Source organism: Hymenobacter koreensis (genome assembly GCF_039541855.1).
GTDB classification, from domain to species: Bacteria; Bacteroidota; Bacteroidia; order Cytophagales; family Hymenobacteraceae; genus Solirubrum; species Solirubrum koreensis.
In genome coordinates this window covers 726,907-752,468 of the sequence record NZ_BAABHA010000002.1, presented here as the reverse complement: position 1 = coordinate 752,468, position 25,562 = coordinate 726,907, and the positions used below count along the sequence as shown (strand labels likewise).

Annotated in this window: 26 protein-coding genes and 1 riboswitch; of the genes, 15 read left to right on the top strand and 11 right to left on the bottom strand. The window is 58.2% G+C overall.

Annotated features, from left to right (window positions below):
- Positions 1-94 precede the first annotated feature (94 nt).
- The 3 genes from ABD903_RS06220 (at position 95) to ABD903_RS06210 (ending at position 2,401) form a co-directional block, all read left to right on the top strand.
- Positions 95-349 carry a hypothetical protein gene (locus tag ABD903_RS06220; protein WP_345222339.1) on the top strand — a complete coding sequence of 85 codons (255 nt, stop codon included), beginning with the start codon at positions 95-97 and terminating at the stop codon, positions 347-349.
- 178 nt (positions 350-527) lie between these two features.
- Complete coding sequence (locus tag ABD903_RS06215; protein WP_345222337.1) at positions 528-1,064, top strand: GNAT family N-acetyltransferase; 537 nt, start codon at positions 528-530, stop codon at positions 1,062-1,064.
- Positions 1,061-2,401 (top strand): alpha/beta hydrolase family protein, encoded by a 1,341-nt coding sequence (locus tag ABD903_RS06210; RefSeq protein WP_345222335.1) that lies wholly within the window; start codon positions 1,061-1,063, stop codon positions 2,399-2,401. The genes ABD903_RS06215 and ABD903_RS06210 overlap by 4 nt, the downstream gene beginning before the upstream one ends.
- A 73-nt stretch (positions 2,402-2,474) precedes the next feature.
- On the opposite strand, the gene ABD903_RS06205 is transcribed toward ABD903_RS06210, so the two are convergent.
- The 4 genes from ABD903_RS06205 to ABD903_RS06190 form a co-directional block, all read right to left on the bottom strand.
- Positions 2,475-4,814, bottom strand: coding sequence for a B12-binding domain-containing radical SAM protein (locus tag ABD903_RS06205; RefSeq protein ID WP_345222334.1), 2,340 nt, complete (start codon positions 4,812-4,814; stop codon positions 2,475-2,477).
- Between the two features lie 151 nt (positions 4,815-4,965).
- Entirely contained in the window at positions 4,966-5,280 is a 315-nt protein-coding gene (locus ABD903_RS06200) for a hypothetical protein (protein ID WP_345222332.1), read from the bottom strand.
- 30 nt (positions 5,281-5,310) lie between these two features.
- Positions 5,311-5,874: a helix-turn-helix domain-containing protein gene (locus ABD903_RS06195; protein WP_345222330.1), complete on the bottom strand. Its 564-nt coding sequence runs from the start codon at positions 5,872-5,874 to the stop codon at positions 5,311-5,313.
- A gap of 15 nt (positions 5,875-5,889) precedes the next feature.
- Entirely contained in the window at positions 5,890-6,243 is a 354-nt protein-coding gene (locus tag ABD903_RS06190; RefSeq protein WP_345222329.1) for a hypothetical protein, read from the bottom strand.
- Between the two features lie 148 nt (positions 6,244-6,391).
- Between ABD903_RS06190 and ABD903_RS06185 the strand changes: the two genes are divergently transcribed.
- Complete coding sequence (locus ABD903_RS06185; RefSeq protein ID WP_345222327.1) at positions 6,392-6,670, top strand: hypothetical protein; 279 nt, start codon at positions 6,392-6,394, stop codon at positions 6,668-6,670.
- Positions 6,671-6,750: 80 nt separating this feature from the next.
- Here the strand turns inward: ABD903_RS06185 and ABD903_RS06180 are convergent, their stop codons facing one another.
- Positions 6,751-7,830 (bottom strand): YncE family protein, encoded by a 1,080-nt coding sequence (locus tag ABD903_RS06180; RefSeq protein WP_345222325.1) that lies wholly within the window; start codon positions 7,828-7,830, stop codon positions 6,751-6,753.
- Between the two features lie 42 nt (positions 7,831-7,872).
- Positions 7,873-9,840, bottom strand: a complete 1,968-nt coding sequence (locus tag ABD903_RS06175) for a TonB-dependent receptor (protein ID WP_345222324.1) — start codon at positions 9,838-9,840, stop codon at positions 7,873-7,875.
- 158 nt (positions 9,841-9,998) lie between these two features.
- A riboswitch (cobalamin riboswitch) is annotated at positions 9,999-10,229 on the bottom strand.
- A 108-nt stretch (positions 10,230-10,337) separates the two neighbouring features.
- Here ABD903_RS06175 and ABD903_RS06170 point away from each other — a divergent pair.
- Entirely contained in the window at positions 10,338-10,937 is a 600-nt protein-coding gene (locus ABD903_RS06170) for a DNA-3-methyladenine glycosylase (protein ID WP_345222322.1), read from the top strand.
- 43 nt (positions 10,938-10,980) lie between these two features.
- Here the strand turns inward: ABD903_RS06170 and ABD903_RS06165 are convergent, their stop codons facing one another.
- Together ABD903_RS06165 and ABD903_RS06160 are read right to left on the bottom strand one after the other, a co-directional pair.
- Positions 10,981-12,183: a THUMP-like domain-containing protein gene (locus ABD903_RS06165; RefSeq protein WP_345222321.1), complete on the bottom strand. Its 1,203-nt coding sequence runs from the start codon at positions 12,181-12,183 to the stop codon at positions 10,981-10,983.
- A gap of 42 nt (positions 12,184-12,225) precedes the next feature.
- Positions 12,226-12,714, bottom strand: a complete 489-nt coding sequence (locus ABD903_RS06160) for a hypothetical protein (protein WP_345222319.1) — start codon at positions 12,712-12,714, stop codon at positions 12,226-12,228.
- 256 nt (positions 12,715-12,970) lie between these two features.
- Between ABD903_RS06160 and ABD903_RS06155 the strand changes: the two genes are divergently transcribed.
- The 9 genes from ABD903_RS06155 to nadD all read left to right on the top strand — a co-directional run bounded on the left by ABD903_RS06155 (position 12,971) and on the right by nadD (position 20,667).
- Entirely contained in the window at positions 12,971-13,753 is a 783-nt protein-coding gene (locus tag ABD903_RS06155; RefSeq protein ID WP_345222317.1) for a DUF4397 domain-containing protein, read from the top strand.
- A 117-nt stretch (positions 13,754-13,870) separates the two neighbouring features.
- Entirely contained in the window at positions 13,871-15,184 is a 1,314-nt protein-coding gene (ahcY, locus tag ABD903_RS06150; RefSeq protein WP_345222315.1) for an adenosylhomocysteinase, read from the top strand.
- 137 nt (positions 15,185-15,321) lie between these two features.
- Positions 15,322-16,089 (top strand): glycosyltransferase family 2 protein, encoded by a 768-nt coding sequence (locus ABD903_RS06145; RefSeq protein WP_345222313.1) that lies wholly within the window; start codon positions 15,322-15,324, stop codon positions 16,087-16,089.
- Positions 16,086-17,123 (top strand): glycosyltransferase family 9 protein, encoded by a 1,038-nt coding sequence (locus tag ABD903_RS06140; RefSeq protein ID WP_345222311.1) that lies wholly within the window; start codon positions 16,086-16,088, stop codon positions 17,121-17,123. Before ABD903_RS06145 ends, ABD903_RS06140 begins: the two co-directional genes overlap by 4 nt.
- A 23-nt stretch (positions 17,124-17,146) precedes the next feature.
- Positions 17,147-18,421 (top strand): O-antigen ligase family protein, encoded by a 1,275-nt coding sequence (locus ABD903_RS06135; protein WP_345222310.1) that lies wholly within the window; start codon positions 17,147-17,149, stop codon positions 18,419-18,421.
- Between the two features lie 65 nt (positions 18,422-18,486).
- Complete coding sequence (locus ABD903_RS06130) at positions 18,487-19,137, top strand: sigma-70 family RNA polymerase sigma factor (RefSeq protein WP_345222308.1); 651 nt, start codon at positions 18,487-18,489, stop codon at positions 19,135-19,137.
- Positions 19,138-19,177: 40 nt separating this feature from the next.
- Entirely contained in the window at positions 19,178-19,471 is a 294-nt protein-coding gene (locus ABD903_RS06125) for a hypothetical protein (protein WP_345222306.1), read from the top strand.
- Positions 19,472-19,480: 9 nt separating this feature from the next.
- Positions 19,481-20,065, top strand: a complete 585-nt coding sequence (gene gmk, locus ABD903_RS06120) for a guanylate kinase (RefSeq protein ID WP_345222305.1) — start codon at positions 19,481-19,483, stop codon at positions 20,063-20,065.
- 5 nt (positions 20,066-20,070) lie between these two features.
- Positions 20,071-20,667, top strand: coding sequence for a nicotinate (nicotinamide) nucleotide adenylyltransferase (gene nadD, locus ABD903_RS06115; RefSeq protein ID WP_345222303.1), 597 nt, complete (start codon positions 20,071-20,073; stop codon positions 20,665-20,667).
- 67 nt (positions 20,668-20,734) lie between these two features.
- Here nadD and frr read toward each other — a convergent pair whose 3' ends face one another.
- The 3 genes from frr to ABD903_RS06100 all read right to left on the bottom strand — a co-directional run bounded on the left by frr (position 20,735) and on the right by ABD903_RS06100 (position 22,716).
- Positions 20,735-21,298: a ribosome recycling factor gene (gene frr, locus ABD903_RS06110; protein ID WP_345222301.1), complete on the bottom strand. Its 564-nt coding sequence runs from the start codon at positions 21,296-21,298 to the stop codon at positions 20,735-20,737.
- 50 nt (positions 21,299-21,348) lie between these two features.
- Positions 21,349-22,146: a UMP kinase gene (gene pyrH, locus ABD903_RS06105; protein WP_345222299.1), complete on the bottom strand. Its 798-nt coding sequence runs from the start codon at positions 22,144-22,146 to the stop codon at positions 21,349-21,351.
- 69 nt (positions 22,147-22,215) lie between these two features.
- Positions 22,216-22,716, bottom strand: coding sequence for an acyl-CoA carboxylase biotin carboxyl carrier protein subunit (locus ABD903_RS06100; RefSeq protein ID WP_345222297.1), 501 nt, complete (start codon positions 22,714-22,716; stop codon positions 22,216-22,218).
- A gap of 106 nt (positions 22,717-22,822) precedes the next feature.
- Between ABD903_RS06100 and ABD903_RS06095 the strand changes: the two genes are divergently transcribed.
- The gene (locus ABD903_RS06095) at positions 22,823-25,399 is read left to right on the top strand and encodes a M1 family aminopeptidase (protein WP_345222295.1); all 2,577 of its coding nucleotides are present in this window, start codon (positions 22,823-22,825) and stop codon (positions 25,397-25,399) included.
- Positions 25,400-25,562: the final 163 nt, after the last annotated feature.

The following is a 25,562-nucleotide window of genomic DNA, read 5'->3' as shown; positions in this document are numbered from 1 at the left end:
CACGTTTCGGGAATGTTAAGGCAGCGCGCCGGTACGAATTAGCGTATACAAGCTACCTGCTAACATTGAATCGAAACGCATGCCTACTTCCCGCATGACGCCATTTACTCGCCGTTTTACCGGCTCGTTACTCATGGTTGCCGGCGCGTTGTTGCTGCTGGCACAGCTCCTGCGTTTTGGTATTGCAGCCGTGGAATGGCAGCGCGGCCTCTGGACCAATACCGGGTACACCTACCTTGTACTAACGGTACTCATGCTGGTGGTTGCAGTATTACTGATGCGCTTCGGGTGGCGCATGCGCCGCGACGGCCACATTTCCGACGAGCCCGGCGACCATTCCATTACCTGAGGACAGGGTTGCATACCTTGCATTCCGAAAAACGGCCGGCTGGCGGTATAACCAGGGGAGTAAAAGGCCGCTGGGCCACATACTGTCTGCTTATGCTCTGCTTTGGTAGCACAGATCCGGCCGACGAGCCTCAGCTGGGGCTGGCCACGGTCGTAGTCATTGATTGGTAGTTCTGTTTATGTCGTCTCCTCTCCGAATTGCGCTGGCCAAGCGCAACGCCACCATGGCTGCCCAGTTAGCCGAACTTGGCCAGCAAACCTTTCACGATACGTATGCAGCCCAGAATACGCCCGAAGACATGGCCCTCTATCTGGCTGAAAACTTCGGGCCCGAGCAGCAGCTAGCCGAACTGCAAGACCCCGATACCTACTTCCTGCTGGCCTATATGCAACAGGAAATTGTGGGCTACGCCAAGTTGCATGTGGGCTCTGAGCTGGGCGCGAAACCAAATGAAGATGTCCGCACCCGCGCCGAGTTGCAGCGGCTTTACGTAAAAACCGATTGGATTGGTACCGGCTTGGGCGCGGCATTGCTACGGCGATGTTTCGACGAAGTACGTAGCCACGGCTGCCGCTCGTTGGTGCTTACCGTGTGGGAGAAGAACGCGCGGGCGCAGGAATTCTACCAACGGAAAGGGTTTAAGCAGATTGGCGAAACAACTTTTCGGGTGGGCAACGACATGCAGAACGACTTTATTCTGCGCAAAGGGCTGTGAGCATCCGACTCCTCACTTGGGTATCCGCGGCGCTGTTGCTGGCGCTGTGGCTCACGGCCTGCTCTGCTCAACCGGAAAAAATACCGGTGCCCACCGGGCACTACGAGGGCACGCTTACCGCGCGTGGTGCCGAACTACGCATCACCTTTGATCTGCACGAGTTGCCCGGCGACTCATTGCTGGCCGACCTGCGGATGCCCGCGGCGCAAAACCTGGGCTGGCATTACGCCCGGGTGCGGTTCGCCGGTTCGCAGTTGGAAGCCGGCAGCGGAGCCACGCCGGCCTTGAACATCCGCCACGAATCAAATTTTTTTCGCGGCACCGTACGCTTGCACGACACCCTGCAGGCCCAATTACTGGTGTTGCGCCGAGGAGCTGCGGCGGCACCTGTATACCGCAAACGGCAAGTGCGCCTGGCCACGGCGGCCGGTCTGCGCTCCGTTACCCTGTTCGTGCCTGCCGATACGCTGCCGCATCCGGCGGTGGTCTTGCTGCCCGGCAACAGCACCATGCAGCAACAAACCCTGCAGGCCCATGCCGATCTGCTGGCACGTAACGGCTTCGTGGCCCTGCTCTTCGGGCGGCCCGATGCTTCTCAGTCGAACATAAAGAAAGAGGTACAAGCAGAGTTGGTCGATGCGGCCTTGGCTGCCGTGCGTGCACTCAAATTCAACCGGCGCGTCGATTCAACCCGGGTGGGGTTGTGGGGAGTAGCCGACGGGGCCACGGCTGCCGCGTTAGCGGCCAGCCAGCCAGGTAAACCTGTTGCTTTTGTGGTGGGCGTTTCGAGTGCGGGCGTAACAGAGGGCGCCGCACTGCGCTACCAAAGCCAAGTAGGCTTGCGCAAAGCCGGAGCCTCTACGGCCGAGGCACGCCAAGCCATGCGCGCTTTCGATGCACTAGAGCAATTCCTCCGTCGTGGCCGCACTACCGATTCCCTGAAGGCTGCGACGGCGCTTACCGCCGCGTGGCAACAACCCTGGGCCGTGCACACGGCATTGCCACGGGAACTGCCTACCGCCGCTGAAAGAGAGGCGCAGGCGCAGTGGCGCAACTTTGCTCTGGACCCGCGCCAAACCTGGCAGCAAGTGCGCGTGCCGGTGCTGCTGCTCTACGGCGGCGCCGACGACCGTTTTAATGCCTCTGAAGCAGCCCAGCGCCTACGCCGTGTGGTGCGGCAGCGCGGGTCGGCCGTGAAACTCTATCCAGGAGCCGACCAGCATCTGCTGGTTAACACCGCGCCAGCCGATAGCACCACGCAGTGGCAATGGCCCCAGCCTGCCCCCGGCTACCTAGAGGACATGCCGAGCTGGTTAAAGCAGCAAACGGAAAAATAGCCCATGCGAAGGCTATGCCTGTAAGGGGGCATCCATCGTTTAAGATGCTTTGCCGAGTGTTTCTACTGCTTGCTTAAATCAACAGAAGACCTTTTTCCCGCAACTGAAGCCAAATCGGCGAAATCAGAAAAGCTTCGAACGAAAGGCCGGCGGCCTCGGCCGGAAATGTCTGGGCTGCTTCTTTCAGCAGGAGCTTGGCGTCATAATCGGTGGCAAGCCTGGTGAGCAGGGGGTAGAGCCACGCAGCCACGGCTAGCGTAGTCCGAAGCTCAAAGTCTTCGGCTTGCTCGTAGAAAGTTAGGACTGCCTGCTCCAAGGGGCGCCCTTTCTTAGGCTTGGTTTCTATAGTCAGCTCGGGCGCGTTACCCAGCCAGAACAGCCGCAGGTTCTGCTTGGCCGCGTCAGGCTTGCCGGGTTCCTGCAGGGCCTTCTCGATGAGCTGCCGCGGTACGGTGGTGCGCGGTACGCGGAAATCGAACCAAAAATGCAGCGGCTCGTTGAGGGCTACGGCGTGCATGTAATTGTACAGGGCTTTGGCTAGGCCCTTGCCAAAAAGTTCGTGGTCGGCGCCGGTGGGGTCGTCGTGCCACAGGTCGTTCCAGGCAAAGTTGCCGGGCTCGGGACCAATTTGGCGCACGTGGTACTTGCTCGGGTTTTTGCCAACGGGCGAGTGGGCCGTCATGGCAAAGCGGTGCCAAAAGCCCGATTGCACGATGCCGGCCGCGAACAGCTGCCGCACTACCTCTAACGAATCAATGGTTTCCTGCGCGGTTTCGGTGGGGAAGCCATACATGAGGTAGGCGTGCACCATAATTCCGGCCTGGGTAAAACCTTCGGTTACCCGGGCTACCTGCGCAATGGTTACGCCCTTTTCCATGAGCGTTAGGAGGCGGTCGGAGGCCACTTCCAGTCCGCCCGATACGGCAATGCAGCCCGAGGCAGCCAATAGACGGCAAAGGTCGGGCGAGAAAGTTTTCTCGAAGCGAATGTTACCCCACCACGTTATGCTAACTCCGCGCTTGAGCAGCTCCACGGCTAAATCGCGCAGGGCCAGCGGCGGCGCAGCTTCGTCCACGAAATGGAAGCCGGTTTGCCCGGTTTGCCGCACAATCTGCTCGATTCGGTCGACGAGCAAGGCCGCGGGGGCGGTTTCGTAGCGGCTGATGTAGTCCAGGGTCACGTCGCAGAACGAGCAGCGTTTCCAGTAGCAGCCGTGGGCCACCGTGAGCTTGTTCCAGCGGCCGTCGCTCCAGAGCCGGTGCATAGGATTCAACACCTCAATAACCGAGAGGTACTCAGTCAGCGGCAGGCCATCATAATCGGGCGTGCCCACTTCGGCATGGTGAACGGGCGGAGCCGGGTGGTTAACGTATTCTACCTGACCGGCCGCGTTGCGCAAAAAGGTGCGCTGGAAGGGAGTTGTCAGATTCGAGGTGTCAGTTAGCAGAGCGGAACCAGCAAGCACCGGGGCTGCACTAGCTACTTCTCCAAACTGGAAATCGGCAATTGACCGTTGGGTTTCCCCCACTGCCTGCCGATCATCAACTGACAACCGACAGCTCTCAAAATACTTCAGCAGCTGTAACCAAGGGCCTTCGCCGTCGTCGAGGGTGAGGTAATCGATGTAATCGAAGAAGCGAGGCTCCTTGATTTGGCGTAGCTCGGTGTTAGGGTAGCCGCCGCCCATAAGCGTTTTAATGGCCGGCCGCTGCTGCTTGGCGAACTGTGCCAGCCGCAGGGCCCCGTACAGGTTGCCGGGAAAAGGCACGGTAAAGCCTAACACATCGGGCTGCTCGCGCTCTAAAACGGCGGCAAAGCACTCCAGCAGCATCTCATCGACGAGGTTGGGCGCCTGTTGCAGGGCCGCATGCAATTCATCGAAATGCGTGGCCGAAAGGCCCAGGTGCTCGGCGTAGCGCGAAAAGCCGAACTGCGGCCCTACAGTTTCCTTGATGAGGTCGGCTAGGTCTTCGAGGTAAAGCGTAGCCAGGTGCCGGGCGTGGTCGGTGAGGCCCATGGTGCCGAAAGCAGCTTCCAGATCGGCTACGTTATCGAAGCGGGAAGCCTCGGGCAGGAAGCGGCTGTGGCAAATGCGGGAGGCAAGCGTCAGGTCCTTGTTCTGCAGAAACCGCATGACGGGCGTAATGGTCGTCAGGTAGCTTTTCTGCAGCCGCATCATGCGTTTGGCGTTGTCGCTAAGGACAAACGTGCCGGCTTCGATGGCCGCAAAAACGCGCCGCAGCCCTTCCACCGAAAACAGCTTGCACACCAGCTCAATGCCCACATCGGCCTGCGCCGTGTGGTAGCCGCGGCCGCGCAAAAATCCCGTGAGGTAGGCCGTGGCCGGGTAGGGGGTATTCAGCTGCGTAAGCGGCGGAGTAACAAGCAGGATGCGGAGCGGAGCAGTCGACACGGGGCAGCAACAGCGAATAAGACGCTTAGGTGCCCGCAAAGGTAGACCGTGAATGGTACTGATGCTTCGTTGATTGCGCTTGTGCAAATGGTAAGGCCGGCTTTCATCAACGTCGGATTATGCCAATCCAGCCCAGACTCGGCTGTCGATGTCAGGCATCGTTGATGCGGTACTCCAGCAATCGGGCCGCAATGGCTTCGGGACTAATTTTCTCCGAAAGCATTTCATCGACGGCTTCCAGAAGCTGCCACAAAGAAAAAAATGAGAAGTAGCGTTGGCCCTCTTTCTCGTAAATCAGCAGATCCGTTTCTTCGCTATCCAAGAAAACCAGCTCAGCATCTAACGCCAAAGCACCCTTCATATACACTTCGGTGTAGTCGGGGTCAACGTTAAGCTGTTCGGCCACAGATGGCAACCCGGGTTGACGAGCTTTAGCGACTAAGGAAATAAAATCTAGCAGTTGCATGGCTGTGGTGTCACGGGAAGTTGGCCGCTGCTACGCCAAATTGTCTAGCGACGTGCGCTGCGGCTGCGCCTTATACTCGGTAACCGTTTGGCCCGTAACCTGCCGAAACTGATTCGATAGGTGCTGCGAGCTGCTGTACCGCAACTCATCGGCAATGTCGGCCAGGGTCAGCTCTCCGTAGCTCAATAGCTCCTTTACCCGCTCTATTTTCAGCCGAATGAGGTACTTCTCGATGGTAAGTCCTACCACCCGCGAAAATAGCTTGCTCAAGTGGGCGTACGAAGAGTCGAATTTCTCGCTCAGAAAGGCCGAGGCCGTGAGGGGTATGCGGGCCGTGCGCAGGTGGTCGAGGTACTCGGCCAGGGCCGTTTTCAGCTGATCGACCAGTTGCTCGTCGCGAGTTTGGAGCAGCTCGAAGCCTTCTGCCTCCAATAGCGGACGAATGCGCTCGGGTTCGGCAGGAGTGTGTTCGTCGAGCTGCGCGTGGCCCAGCGTAACTGCGGTGGGTGTGTAACCCGCTTCCGTTAGCACCCGCTGCACCGTGCTGATGCACCTAGGGCAAACCATGTTTTTAATGTGCAGCTCGGTGGTCATGGCAGGGTCTGATGTTTAGTCGTTCGCGGGCGTGCGGGGTGCGTAGCGCGCGGGCTTGGGCGTGTTAGTGGCGCGTGGGCGGCGTGCGGGTTGCGGCGTAGGTGCCTCGGCCCAGGTGCGCCCAAACCAGTGGTCGGCCGCCCAGTTCACAAACGGCACTACCAGCAAAAAAGTGACGCTCAGCAACGTAAACAGCACCAGCACCGAGCCCACCAGCCGCCCGAAGAACGAGCCGTCGAAACCAAACAGATAAGCCATTAACGCAAACGACAGCCCGAAGCTGACGGCCAGCAGGATACCGGCGCGGCGCAACAGCGGGCGGTAAGCAAAATGCGAAACGGCGGGACGACGGCGACGAGCAGTGGACATGGTTGCAAAGATACCAACCGCGGCGGCCCCCGCCAGGCCGGGCGGCATAACCAAAAACCGGCGGCGGCGTTAGTTCAAGCACGAAGGGTGCGCCCTTTGCGGCGGCGGCGTACGCTCCCGCTCTACGTTCCACAACCTTCTTCTCACCATGAACACCACTTCCAACCTGCTCCGCCCGCTTCGGCTTCTGGGCGCGGCCCTGCTGCTAAGCGCAGCCGTAACCGCCTGCGACACCGGCGACCATTCCGGCGCCACCAACGTGGAACGCGGCGACGATAAAATCAACATCGACCCCGGCGCCCGCACGGCCGACGGCGGCGTGGACAGTACCCGTATTCAGCGCAACCAAACCGAGAGCAAGCAGGAGCAACAGTACGAACGCGCCAGCCAGGCCAAAGACCTCAACAACGACGGCATCGAGGACTAACCTCTGTCGCCGCTACTAACAGCAACGCCCGCCGACTATGCAGTCGGCGGGCGTTGCTGTTGGTGGGAAGCAGGCGTTTGCTACAGAAAAGCAAAGCCATTTGGCCCGATGCCCACGATGGCCGAGTCCTGAGCCGCGCCGTCGGCGTTGTAGCGAATTATCTTGCCATCGGCCGTAAACAGGCCCGTGCCGCCGTAAATGCTGTTGTCTTTCGGATCGACGCCCAGGCCCGTGAGCCGGCGGCGAATGATGGGCGCGGTGGGCAGCGCCGCATCACCGATGTTCATGCGGTACACGCCGTTCAGGAAGGTGAAATACAGCTGCTCGCCGTTGCCGTTGCGCTGCAAACGGTTGGGTACGCTGCGGTTCGAAGCGAAAGTGCGGCGGTTTTGCGCCGTAGGAGCATTCGGCATGAAATCAACCAAGCTGCCGGGGGTGGTGTTGCCGTAGTCCACCGAGTAGTCGGGTAGGTAGGCTACTTTGCCGCCGCACAGCACCCATAGGCGGCCGTTGCGGTCAATAGCTAAGCTGTTCGGCGAGTCGCCCACTACTACTTTCGACTCGGCCTTGGTAGCCAAATCGATAATGGAAATGGTGTTTTCGCCGTTGTTGGCCACATACGCTTTACCGCTGCTGATGAGGATGCGCTCGGGCTGAACGCCCACGTTAATGCTATCCACAGCCCGGTTTGTGGCCAGGTCCACCACAATTACCTGCCCGGGGCCGCCGTCGTAGGCGCGGGTTTGGGTAATGTAGCCGCGGTTGCCCTCGGCGGCGAAGTAGCGCGGAAAGCGCAGCTTGGTAATTACCCCCGCCGACCTGAAATCGGGCAGGGTCACTACTTCCACTTTCTTGCTGTTGTTCACCACAATGTAGCCGCGGTTGTTGGCTACGGCCATCGATTGGGCCACGTCGCCGAGGGCGCGGTTGTTGGCTGCCTGAAAAATGTCCTTGCTGGTAACGGTTTTCGATGCCGGCTGAAATACGCTAATGGAAGCGTTGGCACTCAGAAAGCGGCCTTCATTTACCACAAATACACTGTCGCTGCCTACCACAGGCGTGATTTTGTCTTTGTCCGGGTCGCAGGAAGCGAGGAAGAAAGCTGACAGGGGCAGCAAACCGGCCACAGCAGCCCGGCTAAATAGAGTGCGCTTGTACATGCTGTACATTAAAAGTGAAGTGAAGAAGAATGGAAATGTCGGTTAGTGCCAGGCAGCCCGCAGGCTAAGGGCGCCGCTGCGCGGCGGCATGGCGCGGGCGTCGTAGTTCTGGTAATCGGCGTTGCCAAGGTTGTAGCCTTGCAGCAGTGCAGTTAGCTGCCAGCGGCCCACGCTGAAACGGCGGCCCACGCTGCCGTTAAAAAGCAGGTAGGAAGGCAAATACTCCGTGGCCGAGGCGCTGGTGTAGCGAAATCCGGTGAAAGCGCCCGAAGCCATAAGCAGCCAGCCGTGCCAGTCGTGGTCGGTATGCAGCGAGGCGGCATGCAGGGGCACGTAGGGCAGTTGCACACCCACGGGGTCTTCGTCGGCCAAATAGCCACTCACCTTTTGGGCCTGGGTAAACGCATAGCCCGCGCCGGCCCGTAGTGTATAGCCGACCACCGGCTGCCACTGAGCCAGGGTACTGGCCTCCAGTCCTTGGGTACGCACCCGGCGCAAATTCCGCGGCGACCAAACCCCGTCGGCATTGGGTATCCACTGCACCCAGTCATCCACCAGCAGCCCGTAAGCACTGATGTCGGCCTGCAAGCTGAGTTTGCCCGTGGCCGTTAACAAGCCTTCGTAGTGCAGGCCGGATTCGCCGCCCATGCTGGTTTCGGGAATCAGGTTGGGGTTGCCGCCGGGGCGCCAGTACCGCTCGTTAAGCGTGGGGGCGCGGTAGCCGCGGGCGGTGCTGGCTTTCAGCCACAGCTGCTGGTGGGTGTTGCGCCATACTTCCCACTCGGCGCCAAAGGTGGGCGTTAATGGCGGCTGACGGTCGGGCAAAGCGGCCTGCCGGGCGTTCAGGGTAAGGCGTAAACGCGCCGTGGGGTCGTAGCGCAGCAGCGCGAAACCGGCGTAGCGTTGCTCTTCCACGCGGCCCCGGTAACCGTCTACGTGAGCCACGAAGTGCTGCGCCTCGGCGCCCAGGCGCAAACTCAGGTTCGGGCGCCACTGCACGGTGTGTTCCAGGTGGGCCTGCCGCACCGAGGCGCGCGAGTGACTGGTGCGCAGCTGGTCATTCTGGTAGTCGATTAGGTCACCAAACCACGCGGCGCGTACCGCCGTTTCGCTGCGCTGTGCCCGGTAGCGGTAGCCCAGTATCACGCGGCCGCTTTGGTCACGCTCGCGGGCGTGGTTGTTGGCCGCCCCAATCGAGGGCTGAATCTGGCGGTTGGCATCGGTGAACCACGCCGCCGCTGTTACCTCGCCGCGCTGGCCGGCCTGCACCGTTACATCCTGCTGAAAGCTGCTTTGCTGCAGGGCCGCGTTTTCCTGGCGGCGGCGCACCACCCCGGCAAACTCCCGGCTGGTGTAGTGGAAATCGTTGCGGGCTTCGCGGGTCATGAAGCTCGTGCGGGTGCTCACGCGGCCGTCGCGCTGGCTGCCGCTTACGCTCAGGGCGCGGGTGCCAAAGCTGCCGGCCTCCACCAGGCCGCTGACCTGTGTACCCGTCGGGGCCGTTTGCTCGCCTAACACCACCGCGCCGCCCAAAGCCCCGCTGCCGTATAGAGCCGCGGCCGGACCGTGCTGCACGTCAATCCTGCTCACGCCCGCCACCGGCAGCAAAGCCATATCGGCTTCGCCCAAGGTGGGAAAGTTGAGGGAGAAGCCGTGCCAAAGTACTGCCGTATGCCGCGCCGAGGTGCCCCGAATGGAAATGGAAGCCAACTGACCCGGGCCGTAGGTTTTCAGGTGCAGTGGCGTGCGGGCCGACAGCACATCGGCTACGGTGCCGCCCTGATAGGCCGCAAGAGCAGTAGAGTCGAGGGACGTGAAGCGGCTGCCGGCAGCATATTTGGCGGGCCGGGCTGCTTGTACCTGCACCGTGGGCAGCACGCGCCGCGCGGTATCGGCTAAAGCTTGGCTTGGGGTTTGAGCCCACGCCGAAACCGGAGCCAGCCCCAAGGCGCTGGCCGCCATAAGTACACGAAACCGCTGCAGCAGCGGCAATAACAATGCGTAACGCATCCGAACCAGATTTTTCGGTGGCCGAAAAATTCGGTTCAGAACCCCGCAGTGGCCTCAGCAGCGCACCTCAGAGCCGAGTCAGAATCAGGTAAGCCGGGCGTTGGCAGCTGCCAAAAGCCCAAAATGATCCATTCTCCGCCCGTCCTCCGCAGGCGCCGAACACTAAACTGGCATAGGCAGGTCTCCTGACTCGCTTCACGTTGGGCGGCCTTCCCATCCCTCGGGCTGCGCTCATTGCGGGAGCGGCCGTCGGCAGGACAGTGGCGGGTAGGGCCCGACGCTGGGTAATGAAGCTCACAGTTGCGGGGACAGCGGCCGAATTGCACGGCCTTCCCTTTTCAGCCGCGCCCCGCAATTGGGGGTTGGCCACCTATGTTAAGCGCAAAGATATGCACGGATTTACCGGATTAGCTGCGGCGGCTGCGTGCAAACCATATAATCAACGCAGAAGAAGCCACCTCCGAACACACCAGGCACGCTTCTGCGTAAACCTTCGCATGAAATTACCAGCTACCTTTTACCGTGGCTCCGACGTGGTAAGCATTGCCCGCGAGCTAATCGGTAAGTATTTGTTTACCAACATCGACGGCGTGTTAACCGGTGGCCGCGTGGTAGAAACCGAGGCTTATGCCCACATCAACGACCAAGCTTGCCACTCCCACCTCGGGCGTTTTACCAAGCGCACCCGGATCATGTACGAGCCGGGCGGTGTGGCTTATGTGTACCTGATTTACGGCCGCTACGCCCTTTTTAACATCATTACCAACGAAGCCGGCAAGGCCGATGCCGTGCTCATCCGGGGGCTTGAACCCGTGGAAGGAATAGCCGAAATGCAGTTGCGGCGCGGCCTCAGCACCGTATCGACCAAGCTTACGGCCGGCCCCGGGCTGCTCACGCAAGCCCTCGGGATTAATACCTCGCATTACGGAAACGATGTCACGGGTAACCTCATTTGGCTGGAAGACCGCGGCGACGCGGTGCCACCAGAGCAGATTCGGGCCAGTCCGCGGGTGGGTATTGACTACGCCGGCGCCGATGCTGCCCTGCCGTGGCGCTTTCGGCTGGAAGGCAGCAAGTGGACCAGTCCTGCGAAATAGCGAATGACCGGTAGACTCAAGCAGCTACCAGTCGTGCTGTTACCTATTCGTTGAAAAAAAGCCGCTCACAAACGAGCACAATCAGACGGTTGCGCAAATCGGTAGTGCCCAGCAGGTACAGCGTGCCGCCTTCGCGGATGCCGGTTTTGTAGCGGAAATCGGCTACCGAGTCGGGGAAATTGCGCGTGGTTACGTGGGCCCGCTGCTCGGGACCGAGGTGGGAGAGAAGCTCCTTCTTATCGTAGCGGCAATTGGCCAGGCAGCGAAAAACGCGGCCGGGAAAATCCGTACGCAGCGTGTCGGAGGTGTAAAGGTGGCTGTGCTGATGCAGCTTCAGCAGGTTGTAGCTCATACCGATGCTCTTGAACCCACCGGCTTTCAGTACGGCCACGTTAGGCTCGTAGATGTACTGCTGCGGCTCGGCGTAGCGCGGAATAGCGCGGGCTTCGCGGGTTTTGTTGAGCCGAAAGGATTGCTCCCGTCCGTCGCGCAGCAAATTCACCGTAAGCCGTTCGGGGTCGACGGCGGCCTCCGGGCCCAGCTTGTAGAGCACCTCTTTGCACTCGTTATCCACGGCCACTACCCACAGCCGGCGCACGTGCCCCAGTTCCTGAATGGCTTGCTCGATATCGAGCATGGGCGAAGTTTTCAGCAGTACGCGCCGGGCTTTGCGCAACAGCAGCGGCAGCAGGCGCAGCACATCCGGCTCGCAGTCGGTCAGGCGGAATATCTTTTTGTCGGCCTTGTCGCGACGGGCGGGGTCGAGGTAGATGTAGTCGAAATGCCCGTCGGGCTGAGCGCGCAGCCACGCGGCGGCATCGGCAGTGTGGCACTGCACATTGGTAATGCCGAGCACGGCCAGGTTATGCTCCACCACGGCCGCCAGCTGCGGATTGCGTTCCACGTAGTGGACTTCCGCGAAGCTGGCCGCGAAATGCGCGGCGTCTACCCCAAAACCGCCGGTTAAATCGGCCAGCCGCTGCCCGCTCACCAAGCCGGCTTTAAATGCCGCTGTGCGCGCCGACGAAGCCTGCTCGACAGACAACGTCGGCGGAAACACCAGCTCGGCATTATCGGCCCAGGTAGGCACCTTGGCCTTGGCCTTTTGGCGGGCCTGAATCTGGCGCACCAGTTCGGGTACGGGCAAATGCGGATAACGTCGGGCCTGCAGGGCCAGCGTAGCGGGGTCGTCGTGCAGGTGCTCGGCTACGTATTGCCGGGCCTCCGCCGACAGCGGAACATCCATCACAAGCAAGAAACGCGAAATTTCGCGAAGGAAATGGCAGGATTAGCGCAGCGACCAGCCCACCAACAGCTGCGGCCGACCCGTGGGGGCCGTTACGCCAAGCATGTTGGGCATGGCTCGATCTAAGCCCATACGGCGTGCCGCCGGTAAGGTGGCGTTATGGGCATCCACGGCGCGCTGCAGGTGGCGGTTGGTATTGCGCGTTATCAGCGCATTCGACAACAAGCTGCCTACGGCCAAACCAATGGCTATTTTTTGAGTCGTGTTGAAATATTGCCGCTCATCGCCAGCCAGCACTTGTTGGCTGTACAAGCCCGCAGCACCCAGAAAAACAAACCGCTCCCCCAGAAACAACCACTTTTGGCGGCGGTAGTTGTTTAAGCTCTCCAGCGCCTGTGCATCGTCAGAAACATACGGGCGCAAGCGCTGACCAAAGAAGCCGGCGCTTTGGAATTCCTGGCTGCTGCCGGTGGAGAACCAAAAATTCTTTTGTACACCGTTTAGTCCACGCTCGGCATCCTCAGGCGCCAAACGAATAAGAGTAGGTTGCTGGGGGGCAGCCGTTTGTGCCAATAACGGGGCAGAAAAGGCTAAAGACAGCGAAAACAACAAACCAGAACGAAGGCTAGCGCGCTGGACAACAACCGGGGTGGAGAGGGTCATGCTACAAATATAACAGTCGACAGATCAAGGAAAACATGCGCCTCCTTGTGAGCCGGCCAACAAAACATCGATACTTTACGTTCTCTGGCCACCCCAAGAGGTGTTCACCTAATTTCTCTCCTCCATGAATCACCCCCTGAAACGTTTTAGCCGCCTGTTTTTGATGGCAGCTCTGCCCGCCGCCGTGTTCACGGGTTGCGGTAACGACGACGATGATCCGGTAGCCCCTACGCCCGACCAAGGTAAAGTGCTGCTTTCACACGCCGCTGCTTCCGCCAATTTTCAGATAACAGCCTTGGTAAACGACCAGTCGGTAGGCCAGCTGACGTACGGACAAAGCACCAGTTACCTGAACGTTAACGCCGGTACACCCACGTTAAAAATTAATAACAGTGCCGGGCAAACGGCTGTTTCACAAGTCCTAACGGTAGCCAAAAATCAAAACTACTCGGTATTTGCCTACGCACCTACAGCCACTACCGCTGGTCTTTTGCCCGTCGTCGACGACCTGACGGCACCGGCCGCCGGTCAAGCCAAGGTGCGTGTGGTGCATTTGGCCCTGAACGCGCCCGCTACCGTTAAACTTTCGCAGCAAACTGTAGCCGGTGCCGTAGACATTCCGAACGTGTCGGCTACGTTTCCTGCTTCGGCAACCGCCACCACAGCTGCTTCTAACTTTGCATCAGTGCCGGCTGGTACTTACAACTTGCTAGTTACCAGTGGCTCGCCCTCGGTTACTGTAGTTGCCGTTGGCGACGGTAGCGGCACAGGCGCAAACGGTACAGCCACGGCTACGGCCACCAAAAATTACGAGGCTGGTAAAATTTACACCGTAGTAGTGCGGGGCATTTCCGGCAGCCTTGACCCCGCTCTGCAACCGCGGGCAACCGTTATTCAAAACAACTAAGTCCACTACGTCTGGCATGTAGACCAACGCCTGCTCCCAACCGGGGCAGGCGTTTTTGCTGGCGGCCCACTAACAAATTGGCTACCTTTGTAGTTGTATTGCGAAAATTCTAAGCTCATGGTAGAGACCAAGACCTACGTACCCTACAAGGTAAAAGACATTGCACTGGCCGAATGGGGCCGTAAGGAAATTCAGCTGGCCGAGGCTGAAATGCCGGGTCTGATGGCTCTGCGCAAGCAGTACGGTGCCAGCAAGCCCCTGAAGGGTGCCCGCGTTGCCGGCTGTCTGCACATGACGATCCAAACGGCGGTGCTCATCGAAACCCTCATTGAACTGGGTGCCGATGTTACGTGGTCGTCGTGCAACATCTTCTCGACTCAGGACCACGCTGCTGCGGCCATTGCGGCTGCTGGTATTCCGGTTTACGCCTGGAAAGGCATGAACGAAGAGGAATTCAACTGGTGCATCGAGCAGACGTTGTTCTTCGGTGAGGAGCGTCAGCCGCTGAACATGATTCTCGACGACGGCGGTGACCTGACCAACATGGTGCTGAACCAGTTCCCTGAGCTGGCCGCCGGCATCAAAGGCATTTCGGAAGAAACCACCACGGGCGTTCTGCGTCTGCTGGACCGCGTGAAAGCCGGCACATTGCCCATGCCCGCGTTCAACATCAACGACTCGGTTACTAAGTCGAAGTTCGATAACAAGTACGGCTGCAAAGAGTCGTGCGTAGACGCTATCCGCCGCGCCACCGACGTGATGATGGCCGGTAAAGTAGCAGTGGTAGCCGGCTACGGCGACGTAGGAAAAGGTACTGCAGCTTCGCTGCAAGGCGCTGGCGCCCGCGTAATCGTAACCGAAATCGACCCGATTTGCGCTCTGCAAGCCGCCATGGACGGTTTCGAGGTGAAGAAGATGGCCGACGCCGTGAAGCGCGCCGACATCGTGGTTACCGCTACCGGCAACTGCGACATCATCACCGAGCAACACTTCCGCAGCCTGAAGGACAAGGCCATCGTTTGCAACATCGGTCACTTCGATGATGAAATCGACATGGCTTGGCTGAACGGTAACTACGGCCACACCAAGGACACCATCAAGCCGCAGGTTGACCTGTACAACATCGACGGCAAGGAGGTTATCATTCTGGCCGAAGGTCGTTTGGTAAACCTGGGCTGCGCCACCGGCCACCCCTCGTTCGTAATGTCGAACTCGTTCACCAACCAAGTGCTGGCCCAGCTGGAGCTGTGGCAGAATGCGGCGCAGTACGAGAACAAAGTGTACACGCTGCCCAAGCACCTCGACGAAATGGTAGCCCGTCTGCACCTCGAGAAAATCGGCGTGGAGCTGGACGAGCTGAACGAGAAGCAGGCTTCCTACATTGGCGTAACGCCGGAAGGCCCCTTTAAGTCGGACTTGTACCGTTACTAAGCTGTTACAGCGTCAACTAGAAAGCCCCGCCTGATTCGTCAGGCGGGGCTTTTTATGTAGTAGACAACGGCGTCAAATGCAGCGTCTGGTGCTAATTACATACCTGCTTAAGCAAATCCTGGATATTTGTCTTCTCTATGCCCGTAGTTCCGCTTTCCGTCGTCATTATAACCTTCAACGAAGAAGCCAACATCGGCCGCTGCTTGGCTGCAATTGGCCACGTTACCGACGACGTAGTGGTAGTAGATTCCGGCTCCACCGACCGCACCGTTGCCATTTGCCAGGAGCACGGCGCCCGCGTGGTGCATCATCCTTTCGCGGGTTACGTGGCCCAAAAGAACTTCGCCACGGCCCAGGCTCGGCACCATCACGTGCTGCAGCTCGATGCCGATGAAGTGCTGACCGACGACCTGCGCGCCGAAATAGAGCAGTTAAAAGCCAACTGGCAGCACGCCGGCTACACCTTGCCGCGCCTCACCAATTATTGCGGCCAGTGGGTGCGCCACGGCGGCTGGTACCCCGACCGCAAGCTGCGCCTCTACGACCGGCGCCTTGGGGCCTGGCAAGGCCAGTTGCTGCACGAGCGGTACGAAGTGCAAGCCGGCCAGTCAGTAGGGCAGCTTACCGCCGACTTGCTCCATTATTCTTACCCCACCATCGAAAGCCACGTGCAGCAGCTGAATAAGTTTACCTCCATTGGGGCCGAAGAGTTGGTAACGCGCGGCAAACACGCCAGTTGGGGGCATTTATGGCTGAAGCCAGCCTGGAAATTCCTGCACCTATACTTGCTGCGCGGCGGCCTGCTCGACGGTTTTGCGGGCTTGAGCATCGCGGCGCTGTCGGCGTGGGGCGTATTCTTGAAATACGCCAAGCTGCGCGTACTAACCCGGAAAGCCGGCCAATGAAAAACTTCCTTGTAAGCCGCACCGACGCCATTGGTGACCTGGTGCTGACCCTGCCCTTATGCGGCTGGCTGAAGCAGCAGTTCCCCGGTTGTCGCGTGGTGTTGCTCGGCCGCGACTATACCCGCGCCGTGGCTGCAGCCTGTCCGGCCATCGACGTTTTCATCAGTGACGATGACCTGCAAAAGCTTCCCAAATTAGAACAGATAGCCGCTCTTCGTCGAGTTCAAGCCGATGTGGTGCTGCATGTATTTCCCAGCAAGCGGCTGGCATCCTTGGCCCAAAGGGCTGGCATACCGGTACGGATTGGTACCCGCAGCCGATGGTTTCATTGGTTCACCTGCAACAAGCTAGTTGCGCTCAGTCGACGTCATTCGCCGCTGCACGAAGCCCAGCTGAACATGCTATTGCTGCGTCCTTTGGGGCTCGTTGATGTGCCCGAATTAGTGGATTTAGTGCCCTTGGGACTTTTATTAGCCGACAATTCACTGCCTGATTCAGTTGCTGCCTTATTGGAACGAACCTCGCCTGGGCAGCTGAATATTATTCTGCACCCTCGTTCCCGAGGACACGGCCGTGAGTGGGGCCTCATACACTTTGGCGCACTAGCCCAAGCCCTGCACGCCCAAGGCCACCGCGTGCTCGTAACAGGTACCCAGGCCGAAGGCGACTCCATGCGCGACTGGCTCCACGAACACGCCCATGTGCTCGTTGATCTGACGGGCCAGCTTACTCTCCCGCAGTTTCTGGCATTTATCGGCTCAGCCGATGGGCTAGTGGCTTCCGGGACCGGTCCGTTGCACCTCGCCGCCGCCCTAAGGCGACATGCGTTGGGCCTGTTCCCGCCCATGCGGCCCATTCATCCGGGCCGCTGGGCACCGCTGGGGCTGCACGCTGAGTTTTTAGTGTTCGATAAGCCTGCATGCGACGATTGCCGCTCCAACGCTGCATCCTGCGCCTGCATTAAAGCCTTGCAGCCTGCAGCTGTATTAGCGCGCATAGCCGCTTGGGAGCCGTTACCTGCCGCTTACCTTTAAGGCAAACGTTTCTATTGAACTGAGTGAATTCAGGGACTGATTTACTTCGTCGTTGGTACCGCAATGGCAACTGGTCGCAGTACGGGTTGCTGGTGGCCTGCGTAGCCGGTGCACTAAGCCTCATGCTCACGGCGCGGGCGCTGGTGGCATTGGCACCCGTAACGGCAGTAATTGCGGCCTTGCTAAACCCCGGTTTGCGAAAGGCCCTGCCCCTGTGGCTGCGAAACCGTGGAGCTCAACGCCTGTTGGGTTTGTACCTGCTGCTGCCACTCACTTGGTGGCACACCCAGGATTGGCCGGTGTGGCGTCATGAAGTTTTTCGGCAGCTGCCGCTTATTGGTGTGCCGCTGGCTTTTGCCTTAGCGGTGCCGCTAAGCAGGCAACAACGCTTTGGTGTGGGGGCATTGTTCGTGGTAGGAAATGCGCTGCTTGGTCTGGCCACCGTGGGGAAGTACCTGCTGAATCCCGACGAGGCCCACCGACTCATCAACATCGGCCAGAACGTGGGCTCTGTCACGGGCGTTTTTCACATTCACTTCGGTCTGATGCTGGCTTTGTCCAGTTTTTTCGGCTTTAGCCTAAGTCAGGAACCGGTAGCCGGGCGGTTTGGTAAATGGGCGCTACTGGCTGCTGCTGGAGCCACTGCTGTTAGCCTACACTTGCTGGCTTACCGAACCGGGTTGCTGGCCTTTTACCTGGGGTTGGCCGCCACAACCATGGTCTTGCTGTTTCGACGGCCGGCCTGGGCCTTGGGGTTATTGGTTGCTGGCTTGTTATTGCCGCTTGTGGCCTATTACTCGTTCGAATCGGTGCGGCAGCGCTACCGGAGCACCAAGTATGATGTGGAGCAATTTTATCAGCAGCGCGACATCAACGATTTTTCTTTGGCCCGGCGCCTAGCTGCTTGGCAAACTGCCGGTGTGCTAATTCAGCAGAACCCGGTGCTGGGCATAGCTCCCGCCGATGTGCGCCAGGCCATGATGGATCAGTACTCGTGGCGCAACTACGGTCTGCGCCCCGAAAACCGCGTGATGATTCATAATCAGTACCTCCACTACTTCGTGGGAGGTGGCGTAGTGGGCTTTGCTGCTTGGTTGTGGGTACTCATTGGTCCGCTTTGGCAACCCGCCACCCGCCGAAATCCGTACGTAAGGCATTTCCTGCTCATATTCGGTGCCGCCGCCCTAGCCGATTCCCTCCTGGAGCTGCAAATCGGTTTCAACCTTTTTGTGTTCTTGTACGGATTTCTGGTAGTGGCTACCGAACGCCGTGCGCAAGCTCGCAGCGTAACCCAATGAGTAGTTCGTTTCGTTACATTTGCTTGCAAGGCACGTAAACCGGCCTTGACCGAACCCACCCTCTTATGAGTGACACTCCCGAACGGGTACCCAAACTGAGCAAGGAGGAAAAAGACCGCCGTTTCCAGGCCGAGCTGATGCCCGTGCTGGACTCGCTCTACAACTTTGCCTTCCGCCTCACCCTCGACGAGGACGACGCCAATGACCTCGTCCAGGAGACGTATTTGAAGGCATACCGCTTTTTCGAGTACTTCGAGCCGGGAACCAACGCCAAAGCGTGGCTGTTTCGCATCCTGAAAAATTCGTTTATCAACGACTTTCGGAAGAAAAGCAAGCAACCCGCCAAGGTCGACTACAGCGAGATTGAGGGCTACTACAACACCGAAGACGTGGACGCCGAAGGCGACGCGGGTTCTACCTCCGCCGATTTACGCCAGCAAGCAACTCGCGACCTGATCGGCGACGAAGTGGCCTCCGCGCTGAATTCGCTGCCCGTGGATTTCCGCACCGTTATCATCCTCTGCGACCTAGAAGGGTTTACCTACGAGGAAATGGCCAAAGTGCTCGATATTCCCATTGGTACGGTTCGCTCGCGCCTGCACCGGGCACGCAACTTTTTGAAAGAGAAGCTCGAGCGATACGCGAAAAAAATGGGCTACGGCAACGAATCCGACGAAGCCGGTGTTGACCTCCCAGACGACGAAGACGACATCTAAGCTTTAAACCCCTTCTCTCCCTTTTCTCCCCCGTACCGTTATGGCCGCAAAGTCTACTCCTAACCAACCTGGCGCCTCGGCCACCACAACCGCCCAAGGCGCCGACTGTGAGCGTGTGAATACGATTCTAGACCAAATCATCGTGGGGCAGGAGCCTAGCGTTGAAGACGAACATTACTTCGTTAACCACGCCGAAGATTGCTCGCCATGCTTCGATAGCATTGATAAACAGCGCGTCTTCGTCGACTTTGTGAACCAGTACGTAGGCCGTAAAGGCGTGCCTTCGGAACTCTCGTCCAAAATAATGGCGCGGGTGCAGGCCGAAAAGGTCTAATTTTGCCCCATGCAGGGGAAAATCATCGCCTTTTCGGCGCCTTCCGGCGCTGGCAAAACCACCATTGTCCACCGGCTCATGGAGCGCATTCCAGAGCTAAGCTTTTCTATTTCAGCCTGTACCCGCGACCGTCGCGGTCGGGCTGAAGTGAATGGCAAGGACTACTATTTCATTACGGTTCAGGAGTTTCAGGAGAAAATCCGCCACGACGAATTCGTGGAGTGGGAGGAAGTCTACGAAGGCTCTTACTACGGAACCCTGAAATCGGAAATCGAGCGAATCTGGGACAGCGGCAAGCACGCCATCCTCGATATCGACGTGAAAGGGGGCTTGTCGGTCAAGGAGTTTTACAAGGACCGGGCATTGTGCCTGTTCGTGAAGCCACCATCTATGGAAGTACTGGAGCAACGGCTTAAGTCGCGCGCCACCGATTCCGCGTCCAGCATTTCGGCCCGTCTTTATAAAGCCAACTTCGAGTTAACCTTCGAGGACCGCTTCGACGCCGTCATCGTGAACGACGACTTGGATGTGGCCACGGCGCAGGCCGAGAAGCTCGTACGGGACTTCATTTCGGCTGAGCCGGCCATTGTGTAAGCCGTATGGCCGCGCCTGATGCTCCGCAACGCGTCGGCTTGCTGTTCGGCTCATTCAACCCCGTCCATACCGGGCACCTGATTCTGGCAAACCACATGGCCACGCGTACCGATTTATCGGCCGTGTGGCTGGTGGTGTCGCCCCAGAGTCCATTCAAAGTAGGGGAGGAGTTATTGCCCGAAACGGCCCGCTTGGAATTGGTAGAGTTGGCCATAGCCGGCAACGACCGATTGCGTGCACTGGATGTGGAGTTTCATATGCCACGACCCAGCTACACCATCGATACCCTCGATGAGTTGCGCCGTCAGTATCCTGCCACTGAGTTTGTGCTGATAACTGGTGGCGACAACCTCGCGGGCCTACCGCGCTGGAAAGCTGCCGACCTTTTGCAGAAGGAATTCGATATCTACGTGTACCCTCGGCCTGGTTACGCAGTTGACATACCGCTTAATTGGTCGCGCGTGCGGGTATTAGAAGCGCCCCTGCTCGATATTTCAGCCACCTTTATCCGGCAAAGTATTGGAGCTGGCATGTCTATTCGCTACCTCGTGCCCGAGGCCGTAGAGCGAGAAATACAAGCACGAAGCTACTGGCAGCAGTAGATCAAATAGGTACACAAAAAAGCCCCGACTGTTAGCAGTCGGGGCTTTTTTGTATTCGAAATTGAAATCAGATAGTCATGATTTCCGACTCTTTCTTGCTCATCAGGCCGTCAATTTTCACGATGTAGCTGTCGGTGAACTTCTGCACCTTGGCTTCTGCATCTTTAATAGCGTCTTCCGGAGCTCCTTCTTTCAGCAGCTTGCGCAACGATTCGTTTACGTCCTTGCGAATGCCGCGAATACGGACCTTGCCGCCTTCCGATTCGTTTTTCACCTGCTTTACCAGGTCCCGGCGACGTTCCTCCGTCATCGGCGGCAGGTTCAGACGAATGGAATCAGCATCCATAATTGGGTTCAGACCCAGGTCGCTGTTCTTAATGGCTTTCGAAATTTCGCCAAGGACGTTTTTCTCCCAGGGCTTAATCACGAGTGAGCGGGCATCGGGAGCACCCACGTTAGCCACTTGGCTGATAGGAGTAGGGGTGCCGTAATAATCAACGCGCAGCGAGTCCAGCATAGCCGGTGAAGCTTTGCCTGCCCGAATGCGGCTGAGTTCGGTGCTGAAGTGCTGCAGCGCCTTTTCCATTGATTCTTCGGCGTCGCTTAGGAACAACTGAATTTCTTCGTCCATGTTGGGGCGGAAATGAGTTGGGGAATGTCGGTGTAAGTAACTAAAAGGGGTTAGGCTTGTTCAGCCGGCGACGCCGAAGCGCGCTTTAAATCGGGCTGCAGGGCACTTTGCTTGGGGTCGAGGCGGTGGGTTGCGTCGCCGTTCATGGTTACCAGGGTACCAATGGCCTCACCCTCCACAAGGCGCTGCAAATTGCCGCCTTTGTTCATGTCGAACACAATAATGGGCAGATTATTCTCCTTGCAGAGCGTAAATGCCGTCATGTCCATTACGTTCAGGTTCTTCTCCATTACCTCGTCGAAGGTAATCTGGGGGTAGCGCGTGGCCGTGGGGTCTTTCTCGGGGTCGGCGGTGTAAATGCCGTCCACGCGGGTGCCTTTTAGCACTACATCTGCTTCCACCTCAATAGCGCGCAGGGAAGCGGCTGAGTCGGTGGTGAAGTAGGGCGAGCCAATGCCCGCGCCGAAAATGACCACGCGGTTTTTCTCCAAGTGGCGTAGGGCCCGGCGGCGGATGTACGGCTCGCAAACGCGCTGAATGGTAACGCCCGACAGCAACCGCGTGGGTACGCCCAGCTTTTCCAAGGCGCTTTGCAGAGCCATGGAGTTGATGACCGTAGCCAGCATGCCCATGTAGTCGCCCTGCACGCGGTCTAGACCAAAGGCCTCGGCCTGTACGCCGCGGAAGATGTTGCCACCGCCAATTACAATGGCTACCTGCACGCCGGTTTGGGCTACGGTGCGAATTTCTTCGGCGTATTGCATCAGGCGCTCGGCATCGATGCCATACTGCTGCTTACCCATCAGGGCCTCGCCGCTCAGCTTCAGCAGAATTCGGTTGTATTTCAACGGTCTGGGATTGAGTTATGACTTACCTACGGGTATTTCAAGCAGCGTAACTGCTCAAACACCGCGCACTTACGCGAACAGTACCAGAATCTGGCCTTTGGTCACGTTGTCGCGCATCGACACCTTTACGGCGCTAACCACTCCGTCGCCGGGAGCTTTGATGATGTTCTCCATTTTCATGGCTTCCAGCACCAACAACGGGTCGCCTTTTTGCACCGCTTGGCCCGGTGCCACCCGAATGTCTACGATGAGACCGGGCATGGGGGCTTTTACTTCGTTGATCTTGTTGCTGGCGGCTTGGCTCATACCCAATTTGTCGAGCAACAAGTCGAAGCGGTCCTTGGCCTGAACCTCAAAACGACGGCCATCGAGCTTAAGCTGAACCGTTTTTGTGGTGGCGTTAATATCTACTACCTCAACGGGGTAGGAGCGGTTTTGCCAGAGCAAGTGGTAACGGCCGTTACCTAGTTCTACCAAATCCCAGCTAAACGGCTGCCCGTTCACAGTAATCTGATCGGGACGGTAATCGACGTCCCAAACGGAATCGGGGCCAGTGCGGACCTGTAGCATGCGGGCAGGAAATAGGGGTGAAGCGGAGGCGGAAAAGGGCTTAAAGATAGGCGGAATCTGAAATTATTCCCGAACTTCAAGCCCAGATTACCCCAATACCCTACCCATGAGATATGCGGCCCTCGGTGCCCTCTTTTGGGCTATTGCCTTGCCCTTTAACCTGCTAGGCCAGCCCACCAAGTCGGCGCCGAAAAAAAGCGGTGCCCGTAAAGCACCTACCACCGAACCCGCGCCGGCCGCGCAGATTTCGCCGCAATCGGTGCTAATCGTGCCCAACTGGCTCCCTCAAACCCATCCGGTACAGCCCGCGGCTACTATTCTCCACGACCTCGTGGATACCAAGCTCGACGTGAAATTCGACTGGGCCAAGCAGTGGCTGCTAGGCACGGCCACGCTCACTGTGCGCCCACACTTTTACCCGCAGACTCAACTCGTACTCGATGCCAAAGGCTTCGACGTGAAGTCGGTAAAGCTGCTCACTGGCACGAAGGAGAAAAACCTCAACTACCAATACGACAAGCGCCGCCTCAACATTGCGTTGGATCGGGCTTACACCCGCACCGAGCCTTATCAAGTGCGCATTCAGTACGTGGCTAAGCCTAACGAGCTGGCCGCTGGTGGTAGCGCCGCCATTACTTCCGATAAAGGCCTGTACTTTATCAATCCGCTGGGCACCGATAAAAATAAACCCAAGCAGATCTGGACGCAGGGCGAGACGGAAGCCAGTTCCTGCTGGTTCCCCACCATCGACCGGCCCAACCAGCGCATGACGCAGGAAATTAGCATGACCGTGGAGCAGCAGTACAAAACGCTCTCGAACGGTTTGCTGGTCAATTCCAAAAAGAACAACGACGGTACCCGTACCGACACCTGGAAGCTTAGCCAGCCGCATGCGCCCTATCTGGCCATGATGGCCGTAGGCGACTACGCCGTGATAAACGACACGTGGCGCGGTAAGGCGGTCGATTATTACGTAGAGCCCAAATACGCGGCTTCGGCCAAAGCGGTGTTTGGTCGCACACCCGAAATGATGGAGTACTTCTCCAAGAAGCTGGGCGTCGATTACCCATGGGAGAAGTATGCGCAGGTAGCCGTCCGCGACTACGTATCGGGGGCCATGGAGAATACTACCGCTACTGTGCACGGCGAAAATGTGCAAATGACCCGCCGCGAGTTGATCGATGAAAACCGCGACGAGGTCATTGCCCACGAGCTGTTTCACCAATGGTTCGGCGACTATGTAACCACCGAATCATGGTCGAATCTGCCCCTCAACGAGTCCTTCGCCGATTACTCCGAATATCTCTGGACCGAATTCAAATACGGCCGCGAAGCCGCCGACTTGCTGGGTCTGAAAAAAGCCGGCTATTATTTCGAGGAAGCCCAAGGCAAACGTGAGCCCCTGATTCGGTACCGCTATGCCAGCCAGGAAGACATGTTCGACCGTCACTCTTACGAGAAGGGTGGTCGGGTACTACACATGCTGCGCACGCTCATCGGCGATGATGCCTTCTTTACAGCGCTTAACCGTTACCTCACCCTGCACAAATACTCGGCCGTAGAAATAGATGAGCTACGCATGGCATTCGAGGACGTAACCGGGGAAGATCTGAAGTGGTTTTTCGACCAGTGGTTTCTCCAGCGTGGGCACCCGGAACTGGCCGTTTCCCATTCCTACGCCGATAGCAAGGTGACGTTGCGCGTGGTACAAAAGCAGGACACGCTCTACCAGCCCGTATACCGCCTGCCGGTGGTGGTTACCACCTGGAACAACAACCAGCCCACCGACCACCGCATTGTAGTAACCAAAGCCAATCAAACGTTTCAGCTGCCCGTTAATCAAAAGCCCAGCCTCGTGCAGTTTGATTCGGAAAAGATGTTGCTGGCTAATCTGGAAGAGTCCAAAACACAGGATGAACAGCTTTACCAGTACTATCACGCTAAAAACGTATTGTCGAAGCTGCAGGTCATTGAGGAGCTAAAGCCCAAGGTTGGCGACTTAGCCGTAAGCGGTATGTTGCGCAGTGCCCTTAATGATAATTTCTGGGGAGTACGGCGCGCTGCGAGCGAAGCATTACGCCGCTACAAAGGCCCCGAAGGTGGTGCCATCCGCAAAGAACTGCAGCGTGTGGCAATTTCGGACAAGGACAGTCGGGTACGGAGTTCGGCGTTGCTGGCATTAGCAACGTTTCCAAACGAAGATTTTAGCGAGGTATACGCCAAAGCACTTGCCGATAGCTCGTACTTGGTAATGGGTGCTGCCATCAAGTCGTTGGCCAAAGTCCCGACTCTGGCCACACGAGAGAAGATCAATACCCTTCAGGGAGAAACCAATCCAGCTATTGTTACCGCGCTTTCTGGCTACTACGCCTTAAACGGTACCGCCGATCAGTACCAGTGGTACCTGCAACGCCTTGACGACAGCAACGGCACGGAGCTTTACCAGCTGGCCCAGGATTTTGGCACGTTCATGCTCCGAATGCCAGCCGTAGAGCGCGACAAAGGAGTGAAAAAACTGGAGGCCATGGCCCGTACCCATCCTGAGTATTATGTGCGCCTCGGGTCTTATCACGGCCTGCGAACCTTATCTGAAAACATGCCTAACCTCAAAACTACCTTGGTTGACATTCGCGGTAAGGAAAAAGATGAGCGCCTCATCGGCATATATAACCTGCTGCAATAAAGCCCACTGAGTAGAGAATGGCTGAAGCGAAGCGGGGCAGGCGGAAAAAATAAATGCATGTTTTTGCGTCATAGCTTGACTTGCATCGGAAACCCCCTAATTTTGCGTCTCCATTCACCAGCCGAGTCGCCGAAAGCAGCGGAATGAATGGAAAAACAACCTT

Bases quoted from the DNA above. Each gene is read 5' to 3' on its own strand.
- ABD903_RS06215 (WP_345222337.1), top strand. From the start codon at position 528: ATGTCGTCTCCTCTCCGAATTGCGCTGGCCAAGCGCAACGCCACCATG.
- frr (WP_345222301.1), bottom strand. From the start codon at position 21,298: ATGGACGAAGAAATTCAGTTGTTCCTAAGCGACGCCGAAGAATCAATG.
- ABD903_RS06200 (WP_345222332.1), bottom strand. From the start codon at position 5,280: ATGCAACTGCTAGATTTTATTTCCTTAGTCGCTAAAGCTCGTCAACCC.
- ABD903_RS06175 (WP_345222324.1), bottom strand. From the start codon at position 9,840: ATGCGTTACGCATTGTTATTGCCGCTGCTGCAGCGGTTTCGTGTACTT.
- ABD903_RS06130 (WP_345222308.1), top strand. From the start codon at position 18,487: ATGAGTGACACTCCCGAACGGGTACCCAAACTGAGCAAGGAGGAAAAA.
- ABD903_RS06220 (WP_345222339.1), top strand. From the start codon at position 95: ATGACGCCATTTACTCGCCGTTTTACCGGCTCGTTACTCATGGTTGCC.
- ABD903_RS06125 (WP_345222306.1), top strand. From the start codon at position 19,178: ATGGCCGCAAAGTCTACTCCTAACCAACCTGGCGCCTCGGCCACCACA.
- ABD903_RS06165 (WP_345222321.1), bottom strand. From the start codon at position 12,183: ATGGATGTTCCGCTGTCGGCGGAGGCCCGGCAATACGTAGCCGAGCAC.
- ABD903_RS06095 (WP_345222295.1), top strand. From the start codon at position 22,823: ATGAGATATGCGGCCCTCGGTGCCCTCTTTTGGGCTATTGCCTTGCCC.
- ABD903_RS06185 (WP_345222327.1), top strand. From the start codon at position 6,392: ATGAACACCACTTCCAACCTGCTCCGCCCGCTTCGGCTTCTGGGCGCG.
- gmk (WP_345222305.1), top strand. From the start codon at position 19,481: ATGCAGGGGAAAATCATCGCCTTTTCGGCGCCTTCCGGCGCTGGCAAA.
- ABD903_RS06180 (WP_345222325.1), bottom strand. From the start codon at position 7,830: ATGTACAAGCGCACTCTATTTAGCCGGGCTGCTGTGGCCGGTTTGCTG.
- ABD903_RS06100 (WP_345222297.1), bottom strand. From the start codon at position 22,716: ATGCTACAGGTCCGCACTGGCCCCGATTCCGTTTGGGACGTCGATTAC.
- ahcY (WP_345222315.1), top strand. From the start codon at position 13,871: ATGGTAGAGACCAAGACCTACGTACCCTACAAGGTAAAAGACATTGCA.
- ABD903_RS06170 (WP_345222322.1), top strand. From the start codon at position 10,338: ATGAAATTACCAGCTACCTTTTACCGTGGCTCCGACGTGGTAAGCATT.
- ABD903_RS06155 (WP_345222317.1), top strand. From the start codon at position 12,971: ATGAATCACCCCCTGAAACGTTTTAGCCGCCTGTTTTTGATGGCAGCT.
- nadD (WP_345222303.1), top strand. From the start codon at position 20,071: ATGGCCGCGCCTGATGCTCCGCAACGCGTCGGCTTGCTGTTCGGCTCA.
- ABD903_RS06140 (WP_345222311.1), top strand. From the start codon at position 16,086: ATGAAAAACTTCCTTGTAAGCCGCACCGACGCCATTGGTGACCTGGTG.
- ABD903_RS06190 (WP_345222329.1), bottom strand. From the start codon at position 6,243: ATGTCCACTGCTCGTCGCCGTCGTCCCGCCGTTTCGCATTTTGCTTAC.
- ABD903_RS06195 (WP_345222330.1), bottom strand. From the start codon at position 5,874: ATGACCACCGAGCTGCACATTAAAAACATGGTTTGCCCTAGGTGCATC.
- ABD903_RS06145 (WP_345222313.1), top strand. From the start codon at position 15,322: ATGCCCGTAGTTCCGCTTTCCGTCGTCATTATAACCTTCAACGAAGAA.